Genomic DNA, 25918 nt, shown 5'->3' with positions numbered 1-25918 from the left:
CAAATGTTGGTACATGTTGTTTTACGCTTGACTGTGTTGACTTGTCAATCGTTTCTAGTAATCTGGCTCACATGAGCACTACATCCTCGGTCGCATCACCCACCGCGTTGCGTGGGGTTCCCGTGGTCCCAGGTGTGCAGTACGCACCGGTGATTCGGGTCAGCCGGCTCCCCGAGATTCACGCACCTGCCGGCGATATCGCTGAGGCGGACCGTCCGGCCGAGGCGGGGCGTTTCGCGGCTGCGGCGACGGAAGTGGCCACCCGGCTGAGGGACCGGGCAGCGCACGCAACCGGTGCGGCCTCGGAAGTTCTCGCCGCCACCGCGACGCTGGCCCAGGACCGGGCCTGGCTGGGGGCTGCTGACAAAAAGATTGCCGCGGGCGCTCCGGCGGTCCGCGCCGTGACCGAGGCCGTCGACCAGTTCGTGGAACTGTTCACCCAGCTCGGCGGGCTGATGGCCGAACGCGTCACCGATCTGCGGGATATCCGCGATCGCGTCATCGCCGAGCTGTCCGGCCTGCCGGAACCTGGTGTGCCGCTGCCGAATATCCCGTCGATCCTGTGCGCCGAGGATCTGGCGCCCGCCGACACCGCGGGGCTGGATCCGCAGCTGGTGATCGGGCTGGCCACCACGCTGGGCGGGCCGACCAGCCACACCGCGATCATTGCCCGCCAGCTCGGAATTCCGTGCGTCGTGGCGGTCGGCGGACTCGACTCGGTCGCCGCTGGGGTGATGGTTCTTCTCGATGGCACCGCGGGGACGGTGACCGCTGACCCCAACGCCTCGGAAGCCGCAGAAGCAGTCGCCGCCGCTCAACGCGATGCCCTGGCTGCGCGGGAGTGGACTGGTCCGGGCGCGACGGCAGACGGTCACACCGTTGCGATCCTGGCCAACGTGCAGGACGGCGCGGCCGCCAGGACAGCGCGGGGAACCCCAGCCGAAGGCGTCGGGCTGTTCCGCACCGAGCTGTGTTTCCTCAACCGGGACACCGAGCCGACCGTCGACGAACAGGCCACGATCTACGGCGAGGTCCTCGACGCGTTCGCCGGAAAGAAAGTCGTCGTCCGCACCCTCGACGCGGGCTCCGACAAGCCGTTGAAGTTCGCGGGCCACCCGGAGGAGGCCAACCCGGCACTTGGCGTGCGCGGTATCCGGATCGCCGCCGCCAATCCCGCCCTGCTGAAACATCAACTAGAAGCGATCGCCGCGGCCGCCGAGCAAACCGGCAACCCGCCGTGGGTGATGGCGCCCATGATCGCCACCGCGGCCGAGGCGAAAAGCTTTGCCGATCAAGCGCGTTCGTATGGGCTCACGCCGGGCGTGATGATCGAGGTGCCCGCTGCGGCGCTGTTGGCCGACAAGATTCTGCAGCATGTCGACTTTCTGTCGATCGGCACCAACGACCTCGCGCAGTACACGATGGCCGCCGACCGGATGTCGGCCGATCTGGCCGCGCTCACCGATCCGTGGCAGCCGGCGGTGCTGGCGCTGGTGGCGATGGCCGCGCGGGCCGGAGCGACGGCGGGCAAGCCGGTCGGAGTGTGTGGTGAGGCGGCGGCCGATCCGTTGTTGGCCGCCGTGCTGGTGGGCCTGGGTGTGACGTCGTTGTCGATGGCACCGGCTGCCATCGCTGCGGTGGGTGCGAAGCTCGCGCAGGTGACGCTGCAGCAGTGCCGCGCCGCGGCGGAGGCGGTCCTCGACACCGCGACAGCCGCAGAGGCCCGTGAGGCCGCGTCGGCCGCGCTCAACTGACGGCCCCGGGGAATAATCGGACCGCAGTCCGGTTATAGCTGTCATCAGACTTCACAAGTAGGAGGTAGAGATGCCAGCCATCACCGCAGACACCTTGACCCTGCCCCGCATCGCGGCAGCTCACGCGTCGGAAACCGAACGCCCGGTCCGCTCGATCACGACCGGCCCGCGCGGATACGAAGGCGAGGGATTCCCAGTGGTTCGCGCCTTCGCCGGCGTGAGCGACGCCGACCTCGACCCATTCGTCCACATGGATCAGATGGGTGAGGTGGAGTACCAGCCAGGCGAGCCGCGAGGCACCGATTGGCACCCGCATCGTGGCTTCGAAACCGTCACCTACATGATCGACGGCCGGTTCGCCCACCAGGATTCACACGGTGGCGGCGGCCTGATCACCGACGGCGCCACCCAGTGGATGACGGCCGGATCCGGCATTCTGCACATCGAGACCCCGCCGGCCGAGCTCGTCGAGAGTGGCGGCACGTTCCACGGCATCCAGCTGTGGGTGAACCTGCCCAAGAAGGACAAGTTCGCGACGCCCCGTTACCAGGCGATCGAGGGCACCGACGCCAAACTGCTGTCCTCTCAAGACGGTGGCGCGTTGGTACGCATCATCGCCGGCGAGATCGACGGCGAGCAGGGGCCGGGCAGCACGCACACCCCGATCACCCTGGCGCACGCCACGATTGAACCGGGTGCGCAGCTCAACCTGCCATGGAACCGGGACTTCAATGCGCTGGTGTACGTACTGAGCGGCCGCGGGAGCGTCGGCTCGGTCGGCCACCCGATCCATCAAGGGCAGCTGGCTGTGCTCGGGCCGGGTGACCGGATCACGGTGTCGGCCGAGGGAACCCAGGATTCGCACCGGCCCGCGATGGAGGTTCTGCTGCTGGGCGGCCGGCCGATTCGGGAACCGGTCTTCCACTACGGCCCATTCGTGATGAACTCGAAGTCCGAACTCATCCAGGCGCTGGAGGACTACCAGGCGGGCAAGTTCGGCCAGATTCCGCCGAATGCGCTGATGCCGCACCGGCCGCTGAACTGACGTACTAACTCACCGACTCGGCGGGCTGAGGGTAAAGCAACTCCAGCTCGCCGAGATGCGCTGCGGCCGTTACCAACGGCAGGGCCGCCGAGACCGCCAGATCGGTTCCGGTGGCTTCGGCACGCAGGGACACCACAAAGCTCTCCCCGATCGGTACCAGTACCGACGTGGTGCCCGCGCCGGTGAGCCGGGCGCAGATCGCCGCGGCGTGCTCTTCGATCACCGAACGGGTCTGCGGATAGACGCCGAGCGGCGGTGGCACAACATCGGCGATCAGTTCGGCGACGGCCCTCACCCGGATGACCCGGTTGGCCGCTCGCACCGCAGGGGCGCGTTGGTCGGTGGGCCCACCGGTCTCCGAAAGATATTGGCGCACAGCGTCGTCAACGGTTCGCGTGACGGTCAGTGTGTCGTGGCCGAGCGCGATCACGCGGTCGGTGGCCGCCTCGGAAGCGCCCCGGGTCACCCGCAGGACGGCAGCATTGAGGAATTGCGCGCCCACCGCGCGGGCCTGGTCGATCGCCTTGGACACCGACGCCGTCGCGCCGCGCGGCCACAGCAGCACCGAAGCCACGATCCCCACGAGTGCGCCCACGACGACGTCTTCGACCCGGACCAGTCCCACCCGCCAACCGGTCGGTGCGATCAGGTTGAAGTTGATCAGCACCATCATCGTGAATGCCGCCTGGCCGGCGATGAACGATCCGACCTTGGGCACATAGGCAGACCCGAAAGCCACGAACGGCAACAGGATCCACATCACCAACGGATCCACGCCGACGAACTCGATGAGCACGGCGCCGAGGATGAAGCCGATCGTCGTGCCGGCCACCGCCCGAAGCACGCGCGTCCCGGTGTTCAGCGCGCTGCTGCGCAACACCGACATCACACCCAGCACCACCCAGAACCCGTGCTGCACCGGAAACACGTGGGTGACCGCCACCGCGAGGGCCAGCCCCAGCCCCGTACGCAGGCTGTTGCGCAGCACCACGGCGCGCGCCGCCACCAGGCCGCGCGTGATGGCGGCGACCGCGACGGTCTCGGGCATCACCCAATCCGCGGCCCCGGTTTCCGGCAACTGCCGGCCCAGCACCCGCGCCCATACCGGGCGGGCATCGGCCAGCGCCGCATTGCCGATCACACGGCCGGTGACCGCGATGATCGCCGAGATGGTGCGCCGGTTCAGCAGGACGCCGCCGACCTTGGCGGCGGCCGCGTCGTCGGCCATGCCGAGGATCTGGGTGACGTCCTCGCGGTAACTGCCCTGGGCCACCGTGCGCTGCTCGGCCAGGGCCGCGCGCAGATCGGCTTCGCGGGCGGCCCGCTCGGCCCGATCGTGAATCGTCAGTAGTGCGGCGCTGTCGCGCAGTACCCGCACCGTGGGATCGCGCGTGGCCCCGAGCATTTCGCCGGTCTCGTCGGTGACCTGGTCGCAGATCCAGCCCAGATCGTCGACGACACGCACCAGCGCGCGGCTGCCCGCGCTGAGGGCGACGGGGCGGTAGTCGGCGCCGAGGAAGCTTGCGTACAGCGCGTTCATCGCGCGGGTGACGTCGCGGTCCGAGGCCCGGCCTTCCAGCCGGTCGGCCAGCAGCCGGCACACCCGGGCCGCGTCGCGGCGCAGCTCGTCGTGGTGGCGCGGCGCGAACAGGAACAGTGCGGCCGGCACGCACACCACCAGGGCGATCAGCCAGCCCAGCAGCCGGTCGGGAATGGGGCCGACGGGTGTGCACAGCGGCAGCACGAACAGCAGCAGGGTGGCGCGTTGTCCGGCGGCGACGATCTCGCTGAGCACCCCGGAGAACGTGACCACCAGACCGACGACGAACATCACCGCCACACTCAGCCACGGGTACGGGGCCAGGACCGTGCCCAGCACGATCAGTACCAGCCCGTTGAGGGCCAGGCCGCCGTAGGCCAGGGCGCGGGCGGGCCGGTTGCCCGGGAAGTCCGCCGTGATCAGTAAGGACACCGCACCGAAGATCGCGAACAACGGGGTCTGGGAATCGCCGCCGACGGCAAAGCCGATCGCGGCGGCGATGGGGAGCACGATGGCGGCCCGCACCGCGCGGCGCAGCGCGTCGTTCTCGGGATCCCTGGCGCGTAACGAGTCACGAAGGCGATCAACACCCCGGCGCCAGATCTCCGCCGGGGTCAGCATGATCGCCGATGTTAGACCGGTTGATCAGATCCGGTGGCCGGAGTGAAGCGGCCCGATTCCAGCGCGTCGCGCATCTGCGTGGTGATCCACTGCAGGGCCTCGAAGTCGCGCGGCAGGGTGCTCTGCTCGAATCCGACGATCAGATAGACGCCCCAGGCCGCGAAGTACCGGGCGTTGCGCTCGTCGCCGATGAGCTCGAGTGCGGATTCGAAGAGGATGTCGAAGCGCAGTTGATCGACCTCCGCCTGGACGGTGTAGACGTCTGGATCCAGCGAGCTCCACACCCGGATCGCCGCCTCGGCGCCGTAGGGCAGGTCCAGTGTCTCGCCGATCAGGGTCTCGATGCGGTGGTGCGGATCCTCGTCGGCACGAACCATCTCGACCACTCGCAAGGTGCGGGCTTCCTGCCAGTGCGCGATCAATTCCTTCGTGTAGGAAGCCCAGCTGGGGAAGTAGTGATAGAACGATCCGGTTGTGACGCCCAGCCGGTTGCACACCTCGGCCAGTTTGAGGCCGCCGTATCCGCGATCGGACAAGACGTCCAGACCGATTTCGAAGTACGACTCCCGTGAAACAACCCCCGCCATGAAGGACCACGCTAGTTCGTCATCGATTTTTGAGCGCAGCGGGGCTTTGCTGGTCAGCCGCATATAACGCACTCAAACATGACGGCGTCCTGGCTCTCAGGTGACGTGTGGCACAATTTGACCGTGGCCCACACAGCGAGCCGAGGACCGGGACGCCCTCCCGCAGCAAAGGCAGCGGAGACCCGTGAGCGCATCGTGCGTGCTGCCCGCGAAGTTTTTAGCGAACTTGGCTACGACGCAGCTACATTTCAGGCAATCGCGATTCGTGCGGATCTCACCCGTCCGGCAATCAACCACTACTTCAGCAGCAAACGTGTCCTGTACCGCGACGTGGTCGAGCAGACCAATGCGAAGGTGATCGCCACCGGCATTGCCAAGGCGCGCGAAGCCACCAGCCTGCTGAACCGGATTTCGGCGTTTTTCGCCGCGGCGATGGATGCCGAGTCCACCGACCGATCGGCGGCGGCGTTCCTGGTGACCTCGGTGTTGGAAGCGCAGCGCCATCCCGAGCTCGTCTCCGAGGAGCACGACGCGTTGCGTAGCTCGCGCGAATTCGTCAAGTGGGCAGTCGATGAGGCCGTCACCGGTGGTGAGCTCACCACCGACACCGACATTCCGGCCATCGTGGAGATGCTGGTGGCCGTGATGTGGGGGATGGGCTTTTACGCCGGTTACGTGGGGCAGCGTGACGAGGTGGCCGTGATCGTCGACAAGTTCGAACTGCTGATGGCGAACAAGCTCTGGCAACTGCGCGATTGACGCGCCGGCGCCGTGAGGTGCCCCACATACCGCATAGACTGGCTAAGTTCTTCGGTAGCATTGATTGTCAAATGACTGATCTGAGCGAGGTACGGCCGGGTCGGGCCGAAGGCGACAGTTGGGACATCACCGAGAGCGTCGGGGCGACCGCGCTGGGGGTTGCCGCCTCCCGTGCCGCCGAGACGGCGCAAGCCGAGCCGCTGATTCGCGACGAGTTCGCCTTCCTGCTCGTGGCAGCCGCCGGTCCGGCGTGGGCGCAATTGGCCGGTAGCGAACCGCACTGGATCGGGGACGACCCGGAGGCTCATCGCATCCACGAGATGGCCCGCAACTACCAGGCCGTGCGCACCCACTACTTCGACGATTACTTCACCGAGGTCACCCACGACGGCATTCGCCAGGTTGTGATCCTGGCCGCGGGCCTGGACTCGCGCGCGTTCCGGCTGGACTGGCCGGCCGGCACCACGGTGTACGAGATCGACCAGCCCAAGGTGCTGCACTACAAGACCGAGACGTTGCGGGCGCACGAGGCCGTCGCCCGCGCCGAGCATGTCCCGGTGCCGATCGACCTCCGCGACGACTGGCCGGCCGCCCTGATCGAGGCGGGCTTCGACACTGAGCAGCCCACTGCGTGGCTGGCCGAGGGGCTCCTGCCGTATCTGCCTGCCGAGGCCCAGGATCGGCTGTTCGAGCTTGTCGGCGCACTCAGCGCACCCGGCAGTCGCGTCGCGGTCGAGGGGTTCGTCATGGATCCGGCGCGCTACACCGCAGAGAAGCGCGCTGCGCGACGGGCCCGCGGCGAGCACATGCGTAGCTCGCTGGGGTTGGACATCGATGTGGATGCGCTGATGTACACCGGTGACGAGCGGGCCGACGCTGCCGAATGGCTCGCCGCACACGGCTGGGAGGTCGAGGCGGTGGCCGGCGCCGACGAGATGGCCCGGTTGGGTCGCGCGGCCGACGTCGACGAACTGGCTGAACTCGGCTTGGACAGCGTGCTGTTGCGCGCCCGATTGGACGGAGAATCCCGATGAGCTCACTGCGCAGCCACGACGACACCTGGGACATCGCCACCAGCGTGGGGTCGACGGCCGTGATGGTCGCCGCCGCCCGGGCCGGGGAGACCGGGCGAGAGAACCCGTTGATCCGTGACCCGTACGCGGCCGTTCTGGTCGCCGGTGCCGGAACCGGTTTCTGGGAGACGCTGCTGGATCAGGATGTCGCCGCCAAGATCGCCGAAGTGGACGACGAGGCCGCCAAGATCTTCGAGCACATGGGCAGCTACCAGGCGGTGCGCACACACTTTTTCGACCAGTACTTCGCCGACGCCGCCGAAGCCGGCATCCGCCAGATCGTCATCCTGGCCTCGGGCCTGGATTCCCGGGCTTACCGGCTCGAGTGGCCGGACGGCACGACGGTGTTCGAGATCGATCAGCCCAAGGTGCTGGAGTACAAGGCCGAAACGCTGGCCGCCCACGGTGCGCAGCCGTCCGCGCAGCGTCGCGAGGTGGCGATCGACCTGCGTCAGGATTGGCCTGAGGCATTGCGGGAAGCGGGATTTGACGATGCGCAGCCGACCGCTTGGCTGGCCGAGGGCCTGCTGATGTACCTGCCTGCCGATGCGCAGGATCGACTGTTCGAGCTCGTCACCGAGTTGTCCGCGCCGGGCAGCCGGATCGCCGCTGAGACCGCCGGCATCTCGGCGGGCGAGCGCCGCGAGGAGATGCGTGAACGTTTCGAACGCTTCGCCGCGCAGTTCAACATGGAGCAGGCGCTCAACATCCAGGACCTGATCTACGAGGATCCCGAGCGTGCGGATGTCGTCGAGTGGCTGGGTGCCCACGGTTGGCGCGCCGAGGGGGTGCACTCACTCGACGAGATGCGCCGGCTGGGCCGCTACGTCGAGATCGAACACGACGACACCCGGGCGTTCTCCACGTTCGTCACGGCCGAGAAGATCTGAGTCCGACCTCTGACACAACGAAAGGGGCGCCCCGATTGTGGGGCGCCCCTTTCGTTTTCATTGCCGATCAGCGGTTCGACGTGGCCTTGGTGCGAGTCACGTTCGTGTGCTTGACGGTGGTGTCGACCTGGGGAGCGGTCGCCCTCTGATGCATCTGATGCACCCAGAGGTGGTGGTCGACCCCGGCGGAGGCGGGTGCGGCCAGCCCCAGAAGGGCCGTGGCCAGTCCGCTCACGAGCACTGCGGGAATTCCGAACTTTTTCATTTACTTCTATCCTTTTTGGGAACACTTCCGCATAAATCAACCGGCTGACCTGCGCGTTTATTCCTGTTAAACCGCGCGGGCCGGGTGACGGTGGTCACCGGACCCGCGAAGCCTCAGTGGCTCTGGTGCACAGTGGTGTCGACGTGCGGCACGGTCACGTGCGGACCGATCTGATTCAGCCAATCGTGGTGGGACACATCGGCGGAAGCCGGGCCGGCCAGGCCCAGAACTGCGGCGGCCAGACCGCTGGCGACGATTGCGGTGAATCCGAACTTCTTCATTCTCACTACCTCTTCTCGAACTCTTTTCTTGATTGGTTCAACTAAAGGCGCGAGCGGTTGATTTCCGGATCGCCGTCGTTGGCGGCAATTGACCGCTCGCTGGCAGAAACACGTCAGCCGGGCCCGAATGAGCGGTAGCCGACCCGGTTGGCCCGTAGTTATCCGCCCGCCGTATACAGGGAGGGGAGCTGAGCCGTTTTGCGGCCCGTTATCGAGGAGGAATCCCCATGCCAGGAGTGCAGGATCGCGTCGTCGTCGTCACCGGTGCCGGTGGAGGTCTGGGCCGTGAGTACGCCCTGACGCTGGCCCGTGAGGGCGCCAGCGTCGTCGTCAACGACCTCGGCGGCGCCCGCGACGGTTCCGGCGCCGGCCACAACATGGCCGATGAGGTGGTGGCCGAGATCAAGGCCGCCGGTGGCCGTGCCGTCGCCAACTACGACAGCGTCGCCGAGCAGGCGGGCGCCGAGAACATCATCAAGACGGCGATCGACGAGTTCGGCAAGGTCGACGGCGTGGTGAGCAACGCGGGCATCCTGCGTGACGGCACCTTCCACAAGATGACGTTCGAGCAGTGGGACGCCGTGCTGAAGGTTCACCTCTACGGCGGCTACAACGTCATCCGCGCCGCATGGCCGCACTTCCGCGAGCAGAGCTTCGGCCGCGTCGTCGTCGCCACTTCCACCAGCGGCCTGTTCGGCAACTTCGGTCAGGCCAACTACGGCGCCGCCAAGCTCGGCCTCGTCGGCCTGATCAACACGCTGGCCCAGGAAGGCGCCAAGTACAACATCAAGACCAACGCGGTCGCCCCGATCGCCGCCACCCGCATGACGCAGGACATCCTGCCGCCCGAGGTCTTCGAGAAGCTCACCCCCGAGTACGTCGCCCCGGTGGTGGCTTACCTGATGACCGAGGAACTGCCCGACACCGATTCGGTGTTCATCGTCGGTGGCGGCAAGGTGCAGCGCACCGCGCTGTTCCAGAACGATGGCATCACCTTCACCGAGGTGCCGTCGGTCGATGACATCGCCGCCAAGTGGGGCGAGATCACCGATCTGTCCGCCGCTCAGCAGGCCAGCTTCAAGCTGGGTTAGAAAGAGTGAAAGCGCTTGTAGCGCAGGCTCTTACCGGTACGGCCGGGCTGGCGTACGTCGACGTGCCGGATCCCGTCTCTTCGGACGCGGTGATCATCGACGTCGGCGCCGCCGGCGTCTGTTTCCCCGATCTGCTGTTGTTGCGCGGTGAGTACCAGCTGCGGCTGGAACCGCCGTTCACGCCCGGCATGGAGGTGGCCGGAACGGTGCGCTCCGCGCCCGAGGGCTCAGGATTCACTCCGGGCCAGCGGGTGTCGGCGATGACGATGCTGGGCGGGTACGCCGAGCAGGTGGCGGCCCTGCCGGCCAACGTGATCCCCACCGCCGACGGACTCGATGACGGCCAGGCGGCATCGCTGCTGGGCAACTACTACACGATGCAGTTCGCGTTGGCCCGTCGCGGCGGGCTGATGCCGGGGGAGACCGTCCTGGTCCTCGGCTCGGCGGGAGGCATCGGCGCGGCATCGATCCAATTGGTGAAAGCCATGGGCGCCAAGGTGATTGCGATGGTGCACCGGTCCGGGGCCGAGGAGTTCGTCTCGTCCCTCGGCGCCGATGTGGTGCTGCCGCTTGCCGAAGGCTGGCGCGAGGCCGTCATGGAGGCCACCGGCGGTGAAGGCGTCGATCTGGTCGTGGACCCCATCGGCGGCGAGGCCTTCGACGACGCCATCCGGGTGCTGGCCCCCGAAGGTCGCCTGCTGGTCATCGGATTCGCCGCGGGCAGTGGCATCCCGACCGTCAAGGTCAACCGGCTGCTGCTGCGCAACGTGAGCGTGGTCGGCGTCGGCTGGGGCGAGTTCGTGCGGCGCCGGCCGGAGGCTCAAGCGCAGGTAGGGGCCGAGCTGACCAAGTTGGTGGCCGCCGGTTTGCGTCCGCCTCCACCGGTGCGGTTCCCGTTGTCCGATGGTGCGGCCGCACTCGATGCACTGGCCAGTGGTGCGGTGCGCGGGAAACTCGTTCTGGAGCCTTAGTGAAAGCCCTGGCCTTCGATGTGTTCGGCACCGTCGTGGATTGGCGGTCCAGCGTCATCGTTGAGCTGGAAGCATTCGGTGAAAAGCTCGGGCTGCAACGTGATTGGCCGGCCTTCGCCGACAATTGGCGAGCCGGCTACGTCCCGGCGATGGCACGGGTGCGCCGCGGTGAGCTGCCGTGGACCAGGATCGACGATCTGCATCGCGCGATCCTGGTCGACCTGCTCGACGCCGCGGACATCCGGGCCACCGACGGTGAGATCGACCATCTCAACCGGGCCTGGCACCGGCTGGATTCGTGGCCGGACTCGGTGGCGGGGCTGGCCCGGCTCAAGCAGCGCTACCTCATCACGACGTTGTCCAACGGCAACGTCTCACTGCTCACCAACATGGCAAAACATGCCGGGCTGCCATGGGATTGCGTGATCTCCGCTGAACTGTTCCGGCATTACAAGCCCGACCCCGAGGCCTACCAGGGTTGCGCCGAGTTGCTCGACATCGCACCCGCTGAGCTGACCCTCGTCGCGGCCCACCCCTCCGACCTGCGGGCGGCCCGGGAGGCCGGGTTGGGGACGGCGTACGTGGCGCGGCCGCTGGAGTACGGACCGGATCATCCTCCGCATGCCGTGGGACCCGACGACTTCGACATCGTCGCGACGGATTTTGGTGACCTTGCCGACCAACTTGGTGCGTAGCGTAGAGGTGTGGACACCGCATCGAGTCAGGCACTACGCAAGGTCCTGGATCTCCTGATCGATCCGCCGGCCGAGCCGGATGTCAGCAAGGGGTATCTCGACCTCTTGGGCGACGGCAGTGACGCCCCGAAGAACGCGGGATTCATCCAGAAGGTGTGGGCGTCCCCGGTCGGATCGCGGCTTTACGACAACGCTCAGGGGATCGGCCGCAAGCTGATGACGGCGTGGCATGAGCCCACCGAATGGCTGAACATTCCGCCCGGCGGCCTCGCACTCGATGTCGGCAGCGGTCCGGGCAATGTGACGGCCGCGCTGGCGCGGTCGGCGGGGCTGGACGGGTTCGCGTTCGGTGTGGACATCTCCGAGCCCATGCTCGCCCGCGCGGTCGAGGCCGAGGCGAGCCGCCAGGTCGGCTTCCTGCGCGCCGACGCCCAGAAGCTTCCGTTCCGGGACGACGTCTTCGATGCGGTCACGTCGATCGCGGTGTTGCAGCTGATCCCGGACGCCGAGGCGGCACTGGCGGAGATGGCGCGGGTGCTGCGCCCCGGCGGACGGATGGCGATCATGGTGCCGACGGCGACAACCCGGGGGCCGGCGAAGCTCTTGGCGAAGGGCGGTGCGCGCTTCTTCTCCGAAGATGAGCTCGCCGACCGGTTCGAGGGGCTGGGTCTGGAGCGGGTGCGGTCCAAGTCCATGGGCACCATGCAGTGGGTGCGCGGGCAGAAACCGTGAGCACGCTCGGCATTGTTCTTGTCGCATTGGTGATCGCGATCGGACTTCTCGGCATCGTGCTGCCGGTCCTGCCCGGCGGCGGATTCCTGGTGTTCGCCGCGATCGCGGTGTGGGCGATCTGGGAGGCCCGGGCAGATGCGGCGCACGCCACCGTCGCTTGGGTGACGCTCGGGGTCGCGGCCGTGTTCTTCGTGACGGCCGAGGTGATCAAGTACGCGTGGCCGGTCCGGCGGATGCGGGCGGCCGAGGTGGGGATCTGGAGCCTGGTGGCCGGCGGGATACTCGGCCTGATCGGCTTCTTCGTCATCCCGGTGATCGGGTTGGTGATCGGATTCGTCGCCGGTGTGTACCTGGCCGAGTTGGCCTCGCGCCGCGACTACCGGTGGGCCTGGACGTCAACGGTGCACGCGCTCAAGGGCGTTGCGTTGTCAGTCGGCGTCGAGCTGACCGGAGCGTTACTCGCGACCATCACCTGGGTGGTGGGTCTGGTGATCGTGTCGTGACGCAGTGGACCCTGGGCCCCGACGCGGGCGAACTGCTGCTGCGTACCGGCGTGACGGGCAGTGCGTCCCGGATGGGACATCGGTTGACCATCGCCATGCGCTCGTGGCGAGCGACGGTGGACTGGGATGGCGAGGTCCCGTCGGCAGTCGAGGTGACGGTTGACCTCGACTCTCTCGATGTGCTGCGGGGCGAGGGCGGTATGACTCCGTTGTCGGGCGCCGAGAAGATTCTGATTCGATCCAATGCATTGAAGACGTTGCGTGCAAAGAAATTTCCGCAGGCCCGTTTCCGGTCCACATCGATCGAGCGCTCCGGTTCTGTGGTCCGGCTCGTGGGGGTTCTCGACCTTGCCGGCCGCTCCGCTGAGCAGACCGTCGAAGTTGAGGTCCCCGACGATTCCTTACTCGGCGCGGCAACTGTGCGCCACACCGACTTCGGCCTCAAGCCGTACTCGATGCTGATGGGAGCGATGAAGGTGGCTGATGAGGTCGGGGTGAGTCTGGCGGTGACCCGTCCGGCCTGAGGTAGACGGGTCATAGCCGTCGCAGGTGCCGATTTCGAAGTGACAGGCGTTGTGCCCGACTGTCGCTGAAAAGTCGCTAACCGACCAGCCTGGCGCGCAGTGCGGCGAGTTCCTCGGCAGACACCCCCGACGCCTCGAGGAAACCTTGCACCGACCCGTAGGCCGCGTCGAGCTTCCGCCACGCCGCGTCGAGGTACTCCTCACGCACGCCCAGCACGTCGTCGGACAACCGGGCTTCGGCGTAGGTGATGGCCTCGGCCGAATCCGAGCGGGCCCGTACCGATTCCATGATGCGTTCCCGCAGGGCGAAGGTTGCGTCGTTGCTGCGCAGGAAATCGGTGATGACCGCATCGCGCTTCACGCCGACCGCGGTGAGCACGGTCGCCACCGTGAACCCCGTCCGGTCCTTGCCTGCGAAGCAGTGCGCGATCACCGGGCGGTTCGCCGCGAGCAGCGAAATCACCTGCCGTACAGCGGTATGCGCGCCGGGCAGGCCCGGAAACTCCTCATAGACCTCGGTCATGTAGCGGCGCGCGGATGCGGAGACATCCTCACCGTCGGGCGACTCGGCCATCACCCGCTGAAACGTCGATTCGTGTGGTGCGTCCTGGTCGGAGTCGTCGTCCTGGTGGAACGGCAGCATGTGCACCGTCACGCCGTCGGGGACCTGGCCCGGCCCGCGTCGTGCCACCTCCTGATGCGAGCGGAGGTCGGCGACGTCGGTGATGCCCAGCCCGCGAAATGCCACGCGGCCGTCGTCGGTGAGCCGGCTCAACTCACTGGAGCGGTACAGCAGGCCCGGCCGGATACCGGCGACCTCGGCGACGTCCCGAAAGTTCCATGCCCCCGCCAGTTCGCCCAGGTCGGTTCCATTGCTGGTCATTTCGCCGTCACCGCCGCCGTCGCCAGCGGGGATTTCTCCCGGCCCAGTTCGGCCCGCGCGATGGTCCGCATGTGCACCTCGTCGGGTCCGTCGAACAGGCGCATCGCGCGGTGCCAGGCATACAGTCGGGCCAGCGGAACATCGTCGCTGACCCCGGCCGCGCCATGCACCTGGATGGCCCGGTCGATGACGTCGCAGGCGATCTGCGGGGCCACCGACTTGATCTGTGACACCAGCACGTGGGCAGCCCTGTTGCCCTCCTGGTCGATCATCCAGGCAGCCTTCTCACACAGCAGCCGAGCCTGATCGATCTCATTGCGGGACTTGGCGATCGACTCACGCACCACACCCTGCTCCGCCAACGGCTTACCGAACGCGATGCGCTTCTGCACCCGGTCCACCATCAATGCCAACGCCCGCTCGGCCGCCCCGAGGGCACGCATGCAGTGATGGATGCGACCCGGGCCCAGCCGGGCCTGGGCGATCGCGAAACCGCTGCCCTCTTCATGCAGCAGGTTCTCCGCAGGCACCCGCACATTGTCGAACACGATCTCGCAGTGCCCGTGCTGGTCCTGCCAACCGAACACCGGCAGGGAACGCTGAATGTCGACCCCGGGGGTATCGACGGGCACCAGGATCATCGACTGCTGCTGATGCGACGCCGCATCGGGATTGGTCCGGCCCATCACGATCAGGATCTTGCAGCGCGGATCGGCCGCACCGGTGATCCACCACTTGCGGCCGTTGATCACGTAGTCGGACCCGTCGCGCAGCATCGTGGTCTCGATGTTGCGGGCATCCGAGGACGCCACCGCCGGCTCGGTCATCGCGAACGCACTGCGGATCTCGCCGGCCAACAGCGGCTCCAGCCACTGCTTGCGCTGCGCCTCGGTGGCGAACAGGTGCAGGGTCTCCATGTTCCCGGTGTCTGGCGCCGCACAGTTCAGAGCCTCCGGGGCGATCTCCAAGCTCCAACCCGACAGTTCGGCCAGCGGCGCGTACTCCAGATTGGTCAGGCCCGATTCGGAGGGCAAAAACAGGTTCCACAGGCCGAGCTCGCGGGCCTTGACCTTGAGCTCCTCGACCACCGGGGGAACCGTGTGGTCCTTGGGGCCCTTCTCTTCGCGATAGGCGTGGTAGGAGGCTTCGGCCGGCAGCACATGCCCGGTCATGAAGTCGGTGAGCCGGGAGTGGTAATCAGCCGCTTTGGCCGACAGCGCGAAGTCCATGCCAGCCACGATAGCCACATGGTTAGACAGGTAGAAAGGTGGCATGACCGGAAGCTTCCCGCCCGTCCCGCCCGAAAGCCGCCCGCCGTTCCCGCCCTTCACTCTCGAAACAGCCGTGCAGAAGGTCCAAGCCGCCGAGGATGCATGGAACACGCGTGACCCGGAGAAGGTCAGCCGGGCGTATACAGCCGATTCGCAGTGGCGGAACCGCGACCTACACATCGTCGGACGCGAGCAGATCGTGGAGTTTCTGACCGCGAAATGGGAACGCGAATTGGACTATGTGCTGCGCAAGAGCCTGTGGGGTTTTCGGGAGAACCGGATGGCGGTGCGGTTCCAGTACGAGTGGCACGACGCACCGGGCCAGTGGTACCGCAGTTACGGAAATGAGTTGTGGCAGTTCACACCCGAGGGTTTGATGGCCCGCCGCGAGGCCAGCATCAACGATGTCGCGATCGAGGAGTCGCAGCGGCGCTACTTCGGTCCGCGCCCGGAGGAGGAGTACGGCCGGGACATCGAGCTCTGGTAGTTGAGGGTCAGAGCCAGCACCCCGGCGAGCGCGGCCAGGCCCATCACGGTGCCCGCCACCGCCGGCCAACCCGCGGCGTCGAACGCCAGCCCGCCGACCCAGCCGATGACGCTGGACCCCGCGTAGTAGAAGAGGTTGTACAGCGAGGACGCCTGGGCCTTGCCGTCGCCGGCGGCGGCACCAACCCATCCTGAGGCGATGGCATGCGCGCCGAAGAACCCGGCGGTGGCGATCAGGAGCCCGATCAGCACGGCGACGACATTGCCGGCCAGGGTGATCGCGACGCCGCCGATCATCGTGGCGATGGATCCGAGCAGCACGGTCTTGCGGCCGAACCGGGTTGCCTCGGCGCCGGCCCGAGCCGAGGCCCAGGTGCCGGCCAGATACGCCAGGAACACCAGGCTGACGACGGTCTGCGGCAGATTGAACGGTGCGGCCATCAACCGGAATCCGAGGAAGTTGTACATCGCCACGAAGCCGCCCATCAGCAGGAATCCCTGGCTGTAGAGCACGAGCTGACGTGGGGAGCGCAGGTTCTCGGCCAGCCGACGGGCCAGGTCACGGCTGCGGGACGGGGTGAAGCCCCGAGCCGGCGGGGCGAGCTTGACGAACGCGAATGCCGACAGACCGCACAACACCGCGACCACGAGCACGCCGACGCGCCATCCGGCGAACTCGGCGATCGGTCCGGTCACGAGGCGCCCGGCCAGCCCGCCGATGGTGGTGCCTGCGACGTAGGTGCCTGCCGCGCGGGCGGCGTGCCCGGCGTCGATCTCCTCGGTGAGGTACGCGATTGCCACCGCGGGCACCCCGCCCAGCATCAGCCCTTCGAGGAGCCGGCCGGACAGCAGTAGGGCAGTGCCCGGTGCCAGGGGCACGATCAAGCCGAGAATTGTTGCGGCCGTGATGGATATCGTCATGGCCTGCACTCGGCCGATGCGGTCGGCCAGCGCCGACCACGGGATGACGCCCAGTGCCAGGCCCACCGTGGCCGCCGAGATCGTCAGCGCGGCATGAGCGGCTCCGGTGCCCAGGTCCTGGGCGATCAGTGGGAGCACGGCCTGGGGCGAGTACAACTGCGCGAAGGTCGCGACGCCGGCGCAGAACAGTGCAGCCAGGAGCCGCCGGTACTCGGTCGAGCCACGGGAGTGCCCCTGCCATTCAACTGAGGTCAGGGAGGTGGACACTCAGTCGACGGTAGGACGCCGGCCAAGATGTGTCCAATGCATGGCTTTAGTCAAGCTCATGAACATTTTGCATGATGAATTCGGTCAAGCGCGCCGCGGCGGGAGGCAGCGGGCGGTCGGCGTACCAGGTCAGCCCGATCTGACGTTTCGCCGAACTCTCCGACAGCGGCACATACGCGGCGCCCGGCTCGGCGCGTTCGGCGCGGGGCACCGGAACGACCGCGACCCCGAAACCCGCTGCCACCAGCCCTTCCATGGTCGGGATCTCCATGGCCTCGAACACCACCGGCGGCGAGATGCCGGCCTCGGCGCACAGTTCGTCGGTGAGCTGACGCAACCCGAAGTCGGGTGCCAGAGCGACGAAGGGTTCGGACCCGGCGTCGGACAGCCGGATCCTGGACCGGCGAGCGAACCGGTGCCCGCGCGGCACGGCCAGGCACAACCGTTCCATGTACAGCCCGCGCCAGCGGTATCCGTCCGGCCGCGGCGAGGTGATCGCCAGGTCGGCCTCACCGCCCGCGAGGCGTTCGACGATTTCGTGGGCCGCGCCCTGGAACAGCTCGAACCGCACGAGCGGAGCCTCGGTCCGGAACCGGCGCAACAGATCCGGCACGTACCATCCGGCCTGCGAATGCAGGAAGGCCAGCCGCACCGTCCCGGTATCGGGATCCCGTAGCTCGGCGATTCTTTCAGTGGCCGAACGGATTTCGCTGATACTGCGGCGGGCGTGCTCCAACAGGATGTGTCCGTAGGCGTTGAGCCGAAGCCGCCGGTTCACCCGATCGAACAGCGGAACCCCCACCTGTTCCTCGAGCCGGGCCAGTGCGCGCGACAGCGTGGGCTGGCTGATGCCGAGTTCGGCTGCGGCGTCGGTGACGTGCTCGGTTTCGGCGAGCACCACGAACCACTGCAGCTCGTCGGTATGCATACGCCGACTCTAAACGCGCTGATCATCGACCCGCGCTGTGCCATGCTGAGCCGCATGGCCGAAAAGGTGCGGGTGGTGGTGGGCGACGACCATCCGATGTTCCGCGAAGGCGTGGTGCGCGCCTTGACCTCAAGCGGCGAGATCGACGTGGTGGCCGAGGCCGACAACGGCGCCGACGCACTGGAATTGATCAGGACCCACCAGCCGCAGGTCGCCCTGCTCGATTACCGGATGCCACAGCTCGACGGGGCCCAGGTGGCCGCGGCGGTCGTCCGTGACGAGTTGCCCACCCGGGTGCTGCTGGTCTCCGCACACGACGAGTCGGCGATCGTCTACACCGCACTGCAGCAGGGCGCGGCCGGGTTCCTGTCCAAGGAGTCCACCCGCAGCGAGCTGGTGAACGCCGTGCTGTCCTGCGCCAAGGGCCGCGACGTGCTCGACCCGAACCTGGCGGCCGGGCTGGCCGGCGAGATCCGTCGTCGCAACGAACCAGATGTACCCGTGCTCAGCCCGCGCGAACGCGAGGTGCTCAGCATGATCTCCAAGGGCCTTTCCATCCCGGCGATGGCCAAGGAGTTGTTCCTGGCGCCGTCGACCGTGAAGACCCACGTGCAACGCCTCTACGAGAAGCTGGGCGTGAGCGATCGGGGCGCGGCCGTCGCAGAGGCGATGCGCCGCCGGCTGCTGGACTGACATGGCAGGCGGGCGCGTCGTCGAATTCTTCACCACCCAACCGGTTCGGGTCTCGGCGCTGCTGCGGCTTCCGCTGATCGGCCTGATCGTGGTGCTGGTGTCGGTGTGGGAGGTCGACCACTGGTTGCCTGTCCTGTACGCGGTGATCCTGAGCGTGTACGCCGCCGTCGCGGTGCTGTGGCTGGTGGTGGTGTTCCGCGGGCCCATGCCGCCCTGGGCCGAGTGGGCCTCCACCGCAGTCGACGTACTGGTGCTGGTCGCCCTGTGCGCGGTGTCGGGCGGGGCCACCGCGGCGCTGCTGCCGGTGTTCTTCCTGTTGCCCATCTCCGTTGCGTTCCAAGATCGTCCGTGGCTGACCGCGCTGCTGGGTGGCAGCACCGCACTGGGGTACCTGGCGGTGTGGATCCTGTATTCCGAGCGCGACGACAACGTGGGTCTGCCCAACATCGTCTACATGCATGTGGGCTTTCTGGTCTGGCTGGCGGTAGCGTCGGCTGCCCTGTCGTTTGTGTTGGCCCGCCGCTCGGCCCGGGTGCGGACGCTGATGGAGGTGCGCCGCCAGCTGGTGTCGGAATCCACCCGGGCCGACGACCTGCGCAATGCCGAACTCGCCGAACATCTTCACGACGGGCCGCTGCAGACCCTGCTGGCCGCGCGCCTGGACCTCGACGAGATCCGCGAACGCACCCCGGATCCCGGCCTGGACCGGGTGCAGGCCGCGCTGCAGGAGACCGCGGCCGGACTGCGCTCCACGGTCACCGCGCTGCATCCGCAGGTGCTGGCTCAGCTGGGGCTCACCCCGGCGGTGCGGGAACTGTTGCGCCAGTACGAGACTCGACCAGATATCGCCGTGCGAGCGGATCTGGAGGACGTCGGGCGCCCCGTTGGGCAGGCACTGCTGTACCGGGCGGCCCGCGAGCTGCTGGCCAACATCAACAAACATGCCGGGGCGACCACGATTTCCGTCGGCCTCTACCGGTCGGGGGAGCGCGTCGTGCTGACCGTGGCCGACAACGGTAAGGGGTTCGACCCGTCGAAGTTGGCCCAGTCCGTCGCCGAGGGGCACATCGGGCTGGCCTCACTGCAGGTTCGTATCGACGCCATGGGCGGCTCGATGGCGATCAGCTCGGAGGCCGGGTTCGGCACCCAGGTCCGGGTCACCTTGTAGTCGAGGCTATTTCACGCAGGGAATACCGGAGACCTTCATCTGGCTCAGGTCGGTGGGCGCGGGGGTATAGGTGCCGGTCGCCGTGGCGGCCACCGTCGTCACCGGGGTGCTGGGCGTGGTTTCCTCTGTCGTCTCGCTGCTCGAGTCCCAGGAGCCCGACCCAGATTCTGACTCCGACCCCGTCGGCGATGTCGTATCGCTCGATCCGGACAGGTAATCGTCACCGGGGAAATCGGTTCCCACCGTCAACTGGACCGTTCCGGGCACCACCTCGGAGGACTGGTTCGCCATCACGCCCAGCTCATCGGCCAGCGACTGAGCGGCGGCCTCTGCACCGGTCCCGTAGTCGATCGTGGTGGTGGCAGCCAGCGATTCGCCGTCGCCGATCTGGCCCTCGGTGAATCCATGCGCGCCGAAGGTGGTCTCGAGCTGGGCGGCCAGTCCGCTGTAGGTCGACGCGTTGACCACGTCGAGCACCGCACCATGCCCATTGAGCGTCTGAGCCTTGCCGGTGGGTGCCGACGACGTCGTGGCGTCATCCTTGGAGACGAGGTCATGCACGATCTTGCGGATCGTCGGCACATCCACGAGGTTGATGTCCTCGCCGTAGGCGTTCTGGCTGAACTCCTTGATCGGCAGGGTGTAGAGCGTCGGCGGTTTGTCGGTCAGCGCGGAGGCACGGCGGGCAAAACTGGGCAGGTCGAATCCCGCGTCGAGCGCGACGTTCTGCTTGACCACGCCCAGCAGGCTGCGCAATCCGGCCGAACTGTTCAGCGTTCCGCTCTTGCCCAGTGCCGATACCAGCGCGGCGATGAACGCCTGTTGACGGCGGGTGCGGTCGAGGTCGGTGAAGTTCTCGTCGTTGACATCACGACGCTGGCGCACGAAGGCCATCGCCTGGGCCGCGTTGATCTCCTGGACACCCTGGTGAAAGTCGGCCCCGGAGTAGGGGTCTGAGGTGTCGGCATTGAGGCAGACGGTGATCGGTGCCACCGCCTTGGCGATTTCGAAGAATGCGCCGAGGGTGACCTCGACGAAATGGTCGATCGGAATGCCGAGCAGATTACGTACCGTGGCGATCTCTGCCTTGCGGCCCGCCTCTCGTGCCTGCTGTTCATGTCCGGCGGTATCACCGCTGTCGGACTCCAGGGATTCCATCTCGCGCTGATAGGCGAAGCCGTAGGCCTGCTTGACCTTGCCTTTACACGGGGAGACGTCGCAACCGGCCAGGTCCACGTAGTCGTCGCGGGGAATGGAGAATGCGGTGGCCGGGCCGCCGTCGCCGGGCAGGTGCACCACGATCAGCACGTTGGCGTTGTAGCCGCCGACGGTCTCGTCGCCGGCGTGCAGGGCCTGGTAGACATCCTCGGGCAGTGGGTTGCCGTGCTGATCGAGCCGGCTGTCCAGCCCCATGATCAGGATGTTCTCGGTGTCGCCCGCCGAGACGGGACCACCGTCGAGTGCGTTGGAGGTGGTGATGCCGTCCAGGGCACCGTGGTAAGTCACCCAGCCCGCGCCGGTACCGGCCACTACCGACGCCGCAACCAGGCCGACGGCGGCGCGTCGGGCCGCCCGCACGCCCCGACGCGGCATACGGTGCCGGGGGACGCTGGCGGCGTGGGCAGGTGTGTTCATCGCACCTGTCATTATGAGGCCGTTCGCTGAGACTCCCACCACCGGGGAAAATTGCTGGTCAACGCCGACGTCTCGGCATTAGCGTGCGCAAGGTGAAATTGCGCATCGCGGTGGGCGTGCTGGTGTTGGCGGTGGTGGCGTTGCTGCTGAACGAACTGGTGGCGACCAAGGAGCACCGCCAGGCTGAGCCCTTCGCAGGTGGGCACGTGCTGGAGCTGGAGGGCCCCGACCTCGACGTGCGCGAGTACGGGCCGCCGGGGGACCGTGCAGTGGTGTTGCTGCACGGGTACTCGGCCTCGATCGAGTGGTGGGAGCAGGTGGCCCCGCAGCTGGCCCGCGATCAGCGGGTGATTGCGATCGACCTGGTCGGTCACGGCGGCTCGGAGGCACCCGCCGACGGCGCCGCGTACCGCTCGGATGCGCAGGCCACCGCGGTGCGCAACGCGCTCGTGGCACTCGGGGTGCGGCATGCGGTACTGATCGGGCATTCGATGGGCGGTGCCGTCTCGGCGGAACTGGCCCGGCAGTATCCCGACCTGGTAGAGCGGGTCGTGGTCTCGGATACCCCGGGCGCCGACGATCTGGTCAGCATGCCGCTGCTCGGACAAATGGTCTGCTGGCCGGTGATCGGGCCGGCGATGGATCTTGTCCGCGGTGTCGACGCGATCAGCGAGAGTTCGCTGCAGACCGGGTTCGCCGCGGACTATCCGGTGCCCGGCTATGCGCACCGCTCGTTGGAGCGCCTGACCTACACCGGGTTGTGCGACTCCACCGAAGGTCTGCGCCCGACTGCGGAAACGCTTGCCGCCCTGCACAAGCCGGTGCTGGTGTTGTGGGGCGACGAGGACGTGCTGACCCCGACGGCGCCGAATGTGGAGCGTTACACCGCGGTCGGGCTGACGCCCGTGGTGATCAAAGGTTCCGGGCACAGTCCGATGGTCGAGCAGCCCGATCAGTTCCTGGCCGCTGTGGCGCCGTTCGTCAAGACAGCCCCCGCGAGATGACCAGGCGCTGAATCTGATTGGTGCCTTCGAAGATCTGGGTGATCTTGGCTTCCCGCATGTACCGCTCGACGCGGAAGTCGCGGGTGTAGCCGACCCCGCCGAACACCTGCACGGCATCGGTGGTGACCTTCATGGCGGCGTCGGTGGCGATCAGTTTCGCGACGCTGGCCTGGGTCGAGTAGGGCAGGCCGAGGTCGCGACGGCGCGCGGCGTCCAGATAGGTGGCGCGGGCGCTGACCACCGCGGCGGCCATGTCGGCGAGCAGGAAACCGAGCCCCTGATGGTCGACGATCTTGCGGCCGAACGTGGTTCGTTCGTTGGCGTACCGGACGGCCTCGTCCAGGGCGGCCTGGGCGATGCCGACCGCGACGGCGGCGATGCCGAGGCGGCCGGAGTCCAACGCGGAGAATGCGATCGACAGGCCTTGCCCTTCTTCCCCGACCAGCCGACCGGCGTCGAGGCGGGCATTGTCGTAGAACGCCGAGGTGGTGGGCACCGCGTGCAGACCCATCTTCTCCTCGGGTTTCCCGAAGCTCAGGCCGTCGAGATCGGCAGGGACCAGGAAGCAGGAAATGCCCTTCGACCCTTCACCGGTACGAGCGAACAGCGTGTAGAAATCGGCCTTCCCGCCATGGGTGATCCACGCCTTCGAGCCGTTGAGGACATAGTTGTCGCCGTCGCGCGTTGCCTTGCAGTTCAGTGCGGCGGCATCGGAGCCGGCCTGGGGTTCGGACAGGCTGTAGGCACCGATCTGCTCACCGGAGAGCATGCCGGGCAGCCAGCGCTTCTTCTGCTCCTCGCTGCCGTAGGACAGCAGCGGGTGCGAGGACAGGCTGTGCACGCTGACCGCGACGCCGATCGCGGCCCACCGCGCCGCGATCTCCTCGAGTACCTGCAGGTAGACCTCGTACGGCTGACCACCGCCGCCCCACTCCTCGGGCTGAGGCAGACTCAGCAGCCCGGCCGCGCCGAGCTGGGCCATGACGCCCTCGGGGTACTTCTCGTCGCGCTCGTACTCGTCGACGATCGGGTCCAGAACCTTGTCGGCGACATCGCGGGTCAGCGTGATGAGGTCACGAGCGTCGTCAGAGGGCAGGAGGCGGTCAACCGGCATAGTTGCACATCCTAGTTTCTCTGCGTCTGCTCGTCGGAGAAGGTGGCTGGGGTCAGAACGCCGAATACGACCCGGAGGGCGGCGGAAATCCCGCCGTTGGCGCCGATCGGACGACCATGTAGTTGTGTCGACACGCACTGTGACGAACGTGCAGCTTTTCCCCGTAAATCCGCCGCAATTGGCGACGTTTGCCTGCACGTTCGCCGCAGTGTCCCGAAACAGGTATGTGGTGGGGTCCGGCTCGCGGTCGGATCAGGGGATCCGCGCGATGATCTGGATCTCGACCAGTGCCCCCGGCATGGCAAGCTCGGTGACGCCGACGGCGGTCCAGGCCGGATACGGCGCGGCCACGAACTCGTCCTTGACCTCACCGAAAGTCTGCACATGTTGCTGCAGGCCAACGTGATAGCTGGTGATGTCGACGACGTCGGCGAACGTCAGCCTGGCTTCTGCCAACAGCCCGCGCAGATTCTCGAAGGCGAGCGTGAACTGAGCCCGGGGTTCGGCCGGCACGGACATATCGGGGCGCATCCCGATCATGCCCGAGCAGCGCAGGTGATCGCCGTCGATCACCGCCGGCGCGAAGTGGTGGGCGTCGTACATCGGTTGCATCCACTGCGGGACAACTATTTTCATACATTGCTCCTCGTTGAGTGCACGCACGTCGTGTTCTGACCGTGAACAGACACAAACCTGCCCCTTTTCACGGCGAAAAGGGGCAGGTTTGTGTCTGCTCGCCGGAGAAATCCGGCAGAGGAACCTAGACGCGCTCCGCGGCGGGCAGTGCCGCGAGGATGTCGTTGACCCGGTCGCGGGCGTCACCGAAGAGCATCTGTGTGTTCTCGCGGAAGAACAGCGGATTCTGCACACCGGCGTAGCCCGAGGCCATGGAGCGCTTGAACACGATGACGTGGTCGGCGTTCCAAACCGTGAGCACCGGCATGCCGGCGATCGGGCTGCTCGGATCCTCGGCGGCGGCCGGGTTGACGGTGTCGTTGGCGCCGATCACGAGTACAACGGAGGTGCCTTCGAAATCGTCGTTGATCTCGTCCATTTCGAGCACGATGTCGTAGGGCACCTTGGCCTCGGCCAGCAGCACGTTCATGTGGCCGGGCAGGCGACCCGCGACGGGATGGATGCCGAAGCGGACGTTGACGCCGCGCTCACGCAGCTTGCGGGTCAGGTCGGCCACACCGTACTGGGCCTGGGCGACGGCCATGCCGTAGCCGGGGGTGATGATCACCGAGTCGGCGTGGCTGAGCAGTTCGGCCGCACCTTCGGCGTTGATCTCGCGGTGTTCGCCGTAGTCCTTGTCCTCGGCCGGGCCGGCCTCGATGCCGAAACCACCGGCGATCACGGAGATGAAGGACCGGTTCATGGCCTTGCACATGATGTAGGACAGGTACGCACCGGAGGAGCCGACGAGGGCGCCGGTGATGATCAGCAGGTCGTTGCCGAGCAGGAAGCCCGACGCCGCCGCGGCCCAGCCCGAGTAGCTGTTGAGCATCGACACCACGACGGGCATGTCGCCGCCGCCGATGGAGGCCACCAGGTGCCAGCCCAGCAGCAACGCGAGCACGGTGACCACGATGAGCAGCCACAGGTGCGGCTCGATGACGAACCAGACCGTCAGCGCAGCGAACACGACCAGCGCGCCGACGTTGAGGAAGTTCTTGCCGGGCAGCATCAGCGGTGCGGACTTCATTCGTGCGGACAGTTTCAGGTTGGCCACGATCGAACCGGTGAAGGTGACGGCACCGATGAAGACCCCGATGAACACCTCGGCCGAGTGGATGCCGAGCATGCCCTGCGTGGCCAGCTCTGCGGCCTCGTGCCCGTGCGGATCACCCTCGATGTGCAGGTAGCCGTTCCAGCCGACCAGTACGGCGGCCAGACCGACGAAGCTGTGCAGCAGCGCGATCAGTTCGGGCATGCCGGTCATCTCGACGACCTTGGCGCGCCACAGGCCGATCGCGGCGCCGACGATCATGGCGCCGATCAGCAGGGCCAGGCCCAGCGGTTCGATCTTGCGGTCGAAGGCCAGCGCGATGGTCGCGACGAGGGCTACCGCCATGCCGACGATGCCGAAGGTGTTTCCGGCGCGGGAGGTTTCGTGTTTGGACAGTCCGGCCAGAGCCAGGATGAAGAGCAGGGCCGCGATGACGTAGGCGGCCGTGGCAACGTTTTCTAAGGTGAACATGGAATCCATTCCAAAGT

At 67.2% G+C, this 25918-nt stretch carries 27 protein-coding genes; 15 read left to right on the top strand and 12 right to left on the bottom strand.

Going from position 1 to position 25918, the window contains the following annotated elements; translation table 11 throughout:
• The first annotated feature begins 71 nt into the window (after positions 1 to 71).
• Together ptsP and ACZY08_RS04375 are read left to right on the top strand one after the other, a co-directional pair.
• Positions 72 to 1754, top strand: coding sequence for a phosphoenolpyruvate--protein phosphotransferase (ptsP, locus tag ACZY08_RS04380; protein ID WP_463743353.1), 1683 nt, complete (start codon positions 72 to 74; stop codon positions 1752 to 1754).
• Between the two features lie 70 nt (positions 1755 to 1824).
• Positions 1825 to 2799, top strand: coding sequence for a pirin family protein (locus tag ACZY08_RS04375; RefSeq protein WP_463743352.1), 975 nt, complete (start codon positions 1825 to 1827; stop codon positions 2797 to 2799).
• Positions 2800 to 2803: 4 nt separating this feature from the next.
• Here ACZY08_RS04375 and ACZY08_RS04370 read toward each other — a convergent pair whose 3' ends face one another.
• Complete coding sequence (locus ACZY08_RS04370) at positions 2804 to 4960, bottom strand: FUSC family protein (protein ID WP_463743351.1); 2157 nt, start codon at positions 4958 to 4960, stop codon at positions 2804 to 2806.
• 11 nt (positions 4961 to 4971) lie between these two features.
• Entirely contained in the window at positions 4972 to 5547 is a 576-nt protein-coding gene (locus ACZY08_RS04365) for a TetR/AcrR family transcriptional regulator (RefSeq protein ID WP_463743350.1), read from the bottom strand.
• A 123-nt stretch (positions 5548 to 5670) separates the two neighbouring features.
• On the opposite strand from ACZY08_RS04365, the gene ACZY08_RS04360 reads away from it, so the two are divergent.
• The 3 genes from ACZY08_RS04360 to ACZY08_RS04350 all read left to right on the top strand — a co-directional run bounded on the left by ACZY08_RS04360 (position 5671) and on the right by ACZY08_RS04350 (position 8269).
• Positions 5671 to 6306, top strand: coding sequence for a TetR/AcrR family transcriptional regulator (locus ACZY08_RS04360; RefSeq protein ID WP_463743349.1), 636 nt, complete (start codon positions 5671 to 5673; stop codon positions 6304 to 6306).
• A gap of 71 nt (positions 6307 to 6377) precedes the next feature.
• Complete coding sequence (locus ACZY08_RS04355) at positions 6378 to 7340, top strand: SAM-dependent methyltransferase (RefSeq protein WP_463743348.1); 963 nt, start codon at positions 6378 to 6380, stop codon at positions 7338 to 7340.
• Positions 7337 to 8269 carry a class I SAM-dependent methyltransferase gene (locus ACZY08_RS04350; RefSeq protein WP_463743347.1) on the top strand — a complete coding sequence of 311 codons (933 nt, stop codon included), beginning with the start codon at positions 7337 to 7339 and terminating at the stop codon, positions 8267 to 8269. The genes ACZY08_RS04355 and ACZY08_RS04350 overlap by 4 nt, the downstream gene beginning before the upstream one ends.
• Positions 8270 to 8336: 67 nt before the next feature.
• On the opposite strand, the gene ACZY08_RS04345 is transcribed toward ACZY08_RS04350, so the two are convergent.
• Together ACZY08_RS04345 and ACZY08_RS04340 are read right to left on the bottom strand one after the other, a co-directional pair.
• Positions 8337 to 8534 (bottom strand): hypothetical protein, encoded by a 198-nt coding sequence (locus ACZY08_RS04345; protein ID WP_454787536.1) that lies wholly within the window; start codon positions 8532 to 8534, stop codon positions 8337 to 8339.
• A 113-nt stretch (positions 8535 to 8647) separates the two neighbouring features.
• Positions 8648 to 8815 (bottom strand): hypothetical protein, encoded by a 168-nt coding sequence (locus ACZY08_RS04340; RefSeq protein WP_463743346.1) that lies wholly within the window; start codon positions 8813 to 8815, stop codon positions 8648 to 8650.
• Between the two features lie 227 nt (positions 8816 to 9042).
• Here ACZY08_RS04340 and ACZY08_RS04335 point away from each other — a divergent pair, with 227 nt between their 5' ends.
• Genes ACZY08_RS04335 through ACZY08_RS04310 form a run of 6 tightly spaced genes read left to right on the top strand, consistent with a single transcriptional unit; the run spans position 9043 to position 13331 of the window.
• On the top strand, positions 9043 to 9906 hold the full coding sequence (locus ACZY08_RS04335; protein ID WP_044514433.1) for an SDR family oxidoreductase: 864 nt from the start codon (positions 9043 to 9045) through the stop codon (positions 9904 to 9906).
• Positions 9907 to 9911: 5 nt separating this feature from the next.
• On the top strand, positions 9912 to 10877 hold the full coding sequence (locus ACZY08_RS04330) for an NADPH:quinone oxidoreductase family protein (protein ID WP_463743345.1): 966 nt from the start codon (positions 9912 to 9914) through the stop codon (positions 10875 to 10877).
• Positions 10877 to 11572 (top strand): haloacid dehalogenase type II, encoded by a 696-nt coding sequence (locus ACZY08_RS04325; protein WP_463743344.1) that lies wholly within the window; start codon positions 10877 to 10879, stop codon positions 11570 to 11572. Before ACZY08_RS04330 ends, ACZY08_RS04325 begins: the two co-directional genes overlap by 1 nt.
• A 9-nt stretch (positions 11573 to 11581) precedes the next feature.
• Complete coding sequence (locus ACZY08_RS04320) at positions 11582 to 12304, top strand: methyltransferase domain-containing protein (RefSeq protein WP_463743343.1); 723 nt, start codon at positions 11582 to 11584, stop codon at positions 12302 to 12304.
• Positions 12301 to 12807 carry a DUF456 domain-containing protein gene (locus ACZY08_RS04315; RefSeq protein WP_463743342.1) on the top strand — a complete coding sequence of 169 codons (507 nt, stop codon included), beginning with the start codon at positions 12301 to 12303 and terminating at the stop codon, positions 12805 to 12807. The genes ACZY08_RS04320 and ACZY08_RS04315 overlap by 4 nt, the downstream gene beginning before the upstream one ends.
• Positions 12804 to 13331 (top strand): YceI family protein, encoded by a 528-nt coding sequence (locus ACZY08_RS04310; RefSeq protein ID WP_463743341.1) that lies wholly within the window; start codon positions 12804 to 12806, stop codon positions 13329 to 13331. The genes ACZY08_RS04315 and ACZY08_RS04310 overlap by 4 nt, the downstream gene beginning before the upstream one ends.
• A 76-nt stretch (positions 13332 to 13407) precedes the next feature.
• Here ACZY08_RS04310 and ACZY08_RS04305 read toward each other — a convergent pair whose 3' ends face one another.
• Positions 13408 to 14214, bottom strand: coding sequence for a tyrosine-protein phosphatase (locus ACZY08_RS04305; RefSeq protein ID WP_463743340.1), 807 nt, complete (start codon positions 14212 to 14214; stop codon positions 13408 to 13410).
• The gene (locus ACZY08_RS04300; protein ID WP_463744144.1) at positions 14211 to 15431 is read right to left on the bottom strand and encodes an acyl-CoA dehydrogenase family protein; all 1221 of its coding nucleotides are present in this window, start codon (positions 15429 to 15431) and stop codon (positions 14211 to 14213) included. Before ACZY08_RS04300 ends, ACZY08_RS04305 begins: the two co-directional genes overlap by 4 nt.
• 55 nt (positions 15432 to 15486) lie before the next feature.
• On the opposite strand from ACZY08_RS04300, the gene ACZY08_RS04295 reads away from it, so the two are divergent.
• Positions 15487 to 15972, top strand: coding sequence for a nuclear transport factor 2 family protein (locus ACZY08_RS04295; protein ID WP_463743339.1), 486 nt, complete (start codon positions 15487 to 15489; stop codon positions 15970 to 15972).
• On the opposite strand, the gene ACZY08_RS04290 is transcribed toward ACZY08_RS04295, so the two are convergent.
• Together ACZY08_RS04290 and ACZY08_RS04285 are read right to left on the bottom strand one after the other, a co-directional pair.
• Positions 15918 to 17159 (bottom strand): MFS transporter, encoded by a 1242-nt coding sequence (locus ACZY08_RS04290; RefSeq protein ID WP_463743338.1) that lies wholly within the window; start codon positions 17157 to 17159, stop codon positions 15918 to 15920. The two genes, ACZY08_RS04295 and ACZY08_RS04290, sit on opposite strands and share 55 nt — an antisense overlap.
• 46 nt (positions 17160 to 17205) lie before the next feature.
• The gene (locus ACZY08_RS04285; protein ID WP_463743337.1) at positions 17206 to 18087 is read right to left on the bottom strand and encodes a LysR family transcriptional regulator; all 882 of its coding nucleotides are present in this window, start codon (positions 18085 to 18087) and stop codon (positions 17206 to 17208) included.
• Positions 18088 to 18129: 42 nt separating this feature from the next.
• Between ACZY08_RS04285 and ACZY08_RS04280 the strand changes: the two genes are divergently transcribed.
• Positions 18130 to 18780: a response regulator gene (locus ACZY08_RS04280; protein WP_463744143.1), complete on the top strand. Its 651-nt coding sequence runs from the start codon at positions 18130 to 18132 to the stop codon at positions 18778 to 18780.
• A gap of 1 nt (position 18781) precedes the next feature.
• Entirely contained in the window at positions 18782 to 19948 is a 1167-nt protein-coding gene (locus ACZY08_RS04275) for a sensor histidine kinase (RefSeq protein WP_463743336.1), read from the top strand.
• Positions 19949 to 19954: 6 nt separating this feature from the next.
• On the opposite strand, the gene ACZY08_RS04270 is transcribed toward ACZY08_RS04275, so the two are convergent.
• Positions 19955 to 21583, bottom strand: coding sequence for an LCP family protein (locus tag ACZY08_RS04270; RefSeq protein WP_463743335.1), 1629 nt, complete (start codon positions 21581 to 21583; stop codon positions 19955 to 19957).
• 92 nt (positions 21584 to 21675) lie between these two features.
• Here ACZY08_RS04270 and ACZY08_RS04265 point away from each other — a divergent pair, with 92 nt between their 5' ends.
• Positions 21676 to 22587 (top strand): alpha/beta fold hydrolase, encoded by a 912-nt coding sequence (locus ACZY08_RS04265; RefSeq protein WP_463743334.1) that lies wholly within the window; start codon positions 21676 to 21678, stop codon positions 22585 to 22587.
• On the opposite strand, the gene ACZY08_RS04260 is transcribed toward ACZY08_RS04265, so the two are convergent.
• From ACZY08_RS04260 to pntB, 3 genes are all read right to left on the bottom strand, one after another.
• Positions 22565 to 23701, bottom strand: coding sequence for an acyl-CoA dehydrogenase family protein (locus tag ACZY08_RS04260; protein ID WP_463743333.1), 1137 nt, complete (start codon positions 23699 to 23701; stop codon positions 22565 to 22567). The genes ACZY08_RS04265 and ACZY08_RS04260 overlap by 23 nt on opposite strands.
• Before the next feature lie 252 nt (positions 23702 to 23953).
• A complete protein-coding gene (locus ACZY08_RS04255) occupies positions 23954 to 24337 on the bottom strand; it encodes a RidA family protein (protein WP_463743332.1) in 384 nt (127 codons plus the stop codon).
• A 124-nt stretch (positions 24338 to 24461) separates the two neighbouring features.
• Positions 24462 to 25901: a Re/Si-specific NAD(P)(+) transhydrogenase subunit beta gene (pntB, locus tag ACZY08_RS04250; protein WP_463743331.1), complete on the bottom strand. Its 1440-nt coding sequence runs from the start codon at positions 25899 to 25901 to the stop codon at positions 24462 to 24464.
• Between the last annotated feature and the right edge of the window lie 17 nt (positions 25902 to 25918).

Source organism: Mycobacterium sp. IDUB_9 (assembly GCF_055419505.1).
This window is presented reverse-complemented; position numbering and strand designations above follow the sequence as displayed.

Bases quoted from the DNA above. Each gene is read 5' to 3' on its own strand.
- ACZY08_RS04375 (WP_463743352.1), top strand. From the start codon at position 1,825: ATGCCAGCCATCACCGCAGACACCTTGACCCTGCCCCGCATCGCGGCA.
- ACZY08_RS04255 (WP_463743332.1), bottom strand. From the start codon at position 24,337: ATGAAAATAGTTGTCCCGCAGTGGATGCAACCGATGTACGACGCCCAC.
- ACZY08_RS04335 (WP_044514433.1), top strand. From the start codon at position 9,043: ATGCCAGGAGTGCAGGATCGCGTCGTCGTCGTCACCGGTGCCGGTGGA.
- ACZY08_RS04270 (WP_463743335.1), bottom strand. From the start codon at position 21,583: ATGAACACACCTGCCCACGCCGCCAGCGTCCCCCGGCACCGTATGCCG.
- ACZY08_RS04305 (WP_463743340.1), bottom strand. From the start codon at position 14,214: ATGACCAGCAATGGAACCGACCTGGGCGAACTGGCGGGGGCATGGAAC.
- ACZY08_RS04260 (WP_463743333.1), bottom strand. From the start codon at position 23,701: ATGCCGGTTGACCGCCTCCTGCCCTCTGACGACGCTCGTGACCTCATC.
- ACZY08_RS04370 (WP_463743351.1), bottom strand. From the start codon at position 4,960: ATGCTGACCCCGGCGGAGATCTGGCGCCGGGGTGTTGATCGCCTTCGT.
- ACZY08_RS04355 (WP_463743348.1), top strand. From the start codon at position 6,378: ATGACTGATCTGAGCGAGGTACGGCCGGGTCGGGCCGAAGGCGACAGT.
- ACZY08_RS04280 (WP_463744143.1), top strand. From the start codon at position 18,130: ATGCTGAGCCGCATGGCCGAAAAGGTGCGGGTGGTGGTGGGCGACGAC.
- ACZY08_RS04350 (WP_463743347.1), top strand. From the start codon at position 7,337: ATGAGCTCACTGCGCAGCCACGACGACACCTGGGACATCGCCACCAGC.
- ACZY08_RS04295 (WP_463743339.1), top strand. From the start codon at position 15,487: ATGACCGGAAGCTTCCCGCCCGTCCCGCCCGAAAGCCGCCCGCCGTTC.
- ptsP (WP_463743353.1), top strand. From the start codon at position 72: ATGAGCACTACATCCTCGGTCGCATCACCCACCGCGTTGCGTGGGGTT.
- pntB (WP_463743331.1), bottom strand. From the start codon at position 25,901: ATGTTCACCTTAGAAAACGTTGCCACGGCCGCCTACGTCATCGCGGCC.
- ACZY08_RS04285 (WP_463743337.1), bottom strand. From the start codon at position 18,087: ATGCATACCGACGAGCTGCAGTGGTTCGTGGTGCTCGCCGAAACCGAG.
- ACZY08_RS04275 (WP_463743336.1), top strand. From the start codon at position 18,782: ATGGCAGGCGGGCGCGTCGTCGAATTCTTCACCACCCAACCGGTTCGG.
- ACZY08_RS04340 (WP_463743346.1), bottom strand. From the start codon at position 8,815: ATGAAGAAGTTCGGATTCACCGCAATCGTCGCCAGCGGTCTGGCCGCC.
- ACZY08_RS04365 (WP_463743350.1), bottom strand. From the start codon at position 5,547: ATGGCGGGGGTTGTTTCACGGGAGTCGTACTTCGAAATCGGTCTGGAC.
- ACZY08_RS04345 (WP_454787536.1), bottom strand. From the start codon at position 8,534: ATGAAAAAGTTCGGAATTCCCGCAGTGCTCGTGAGCGGACTGGCCACG.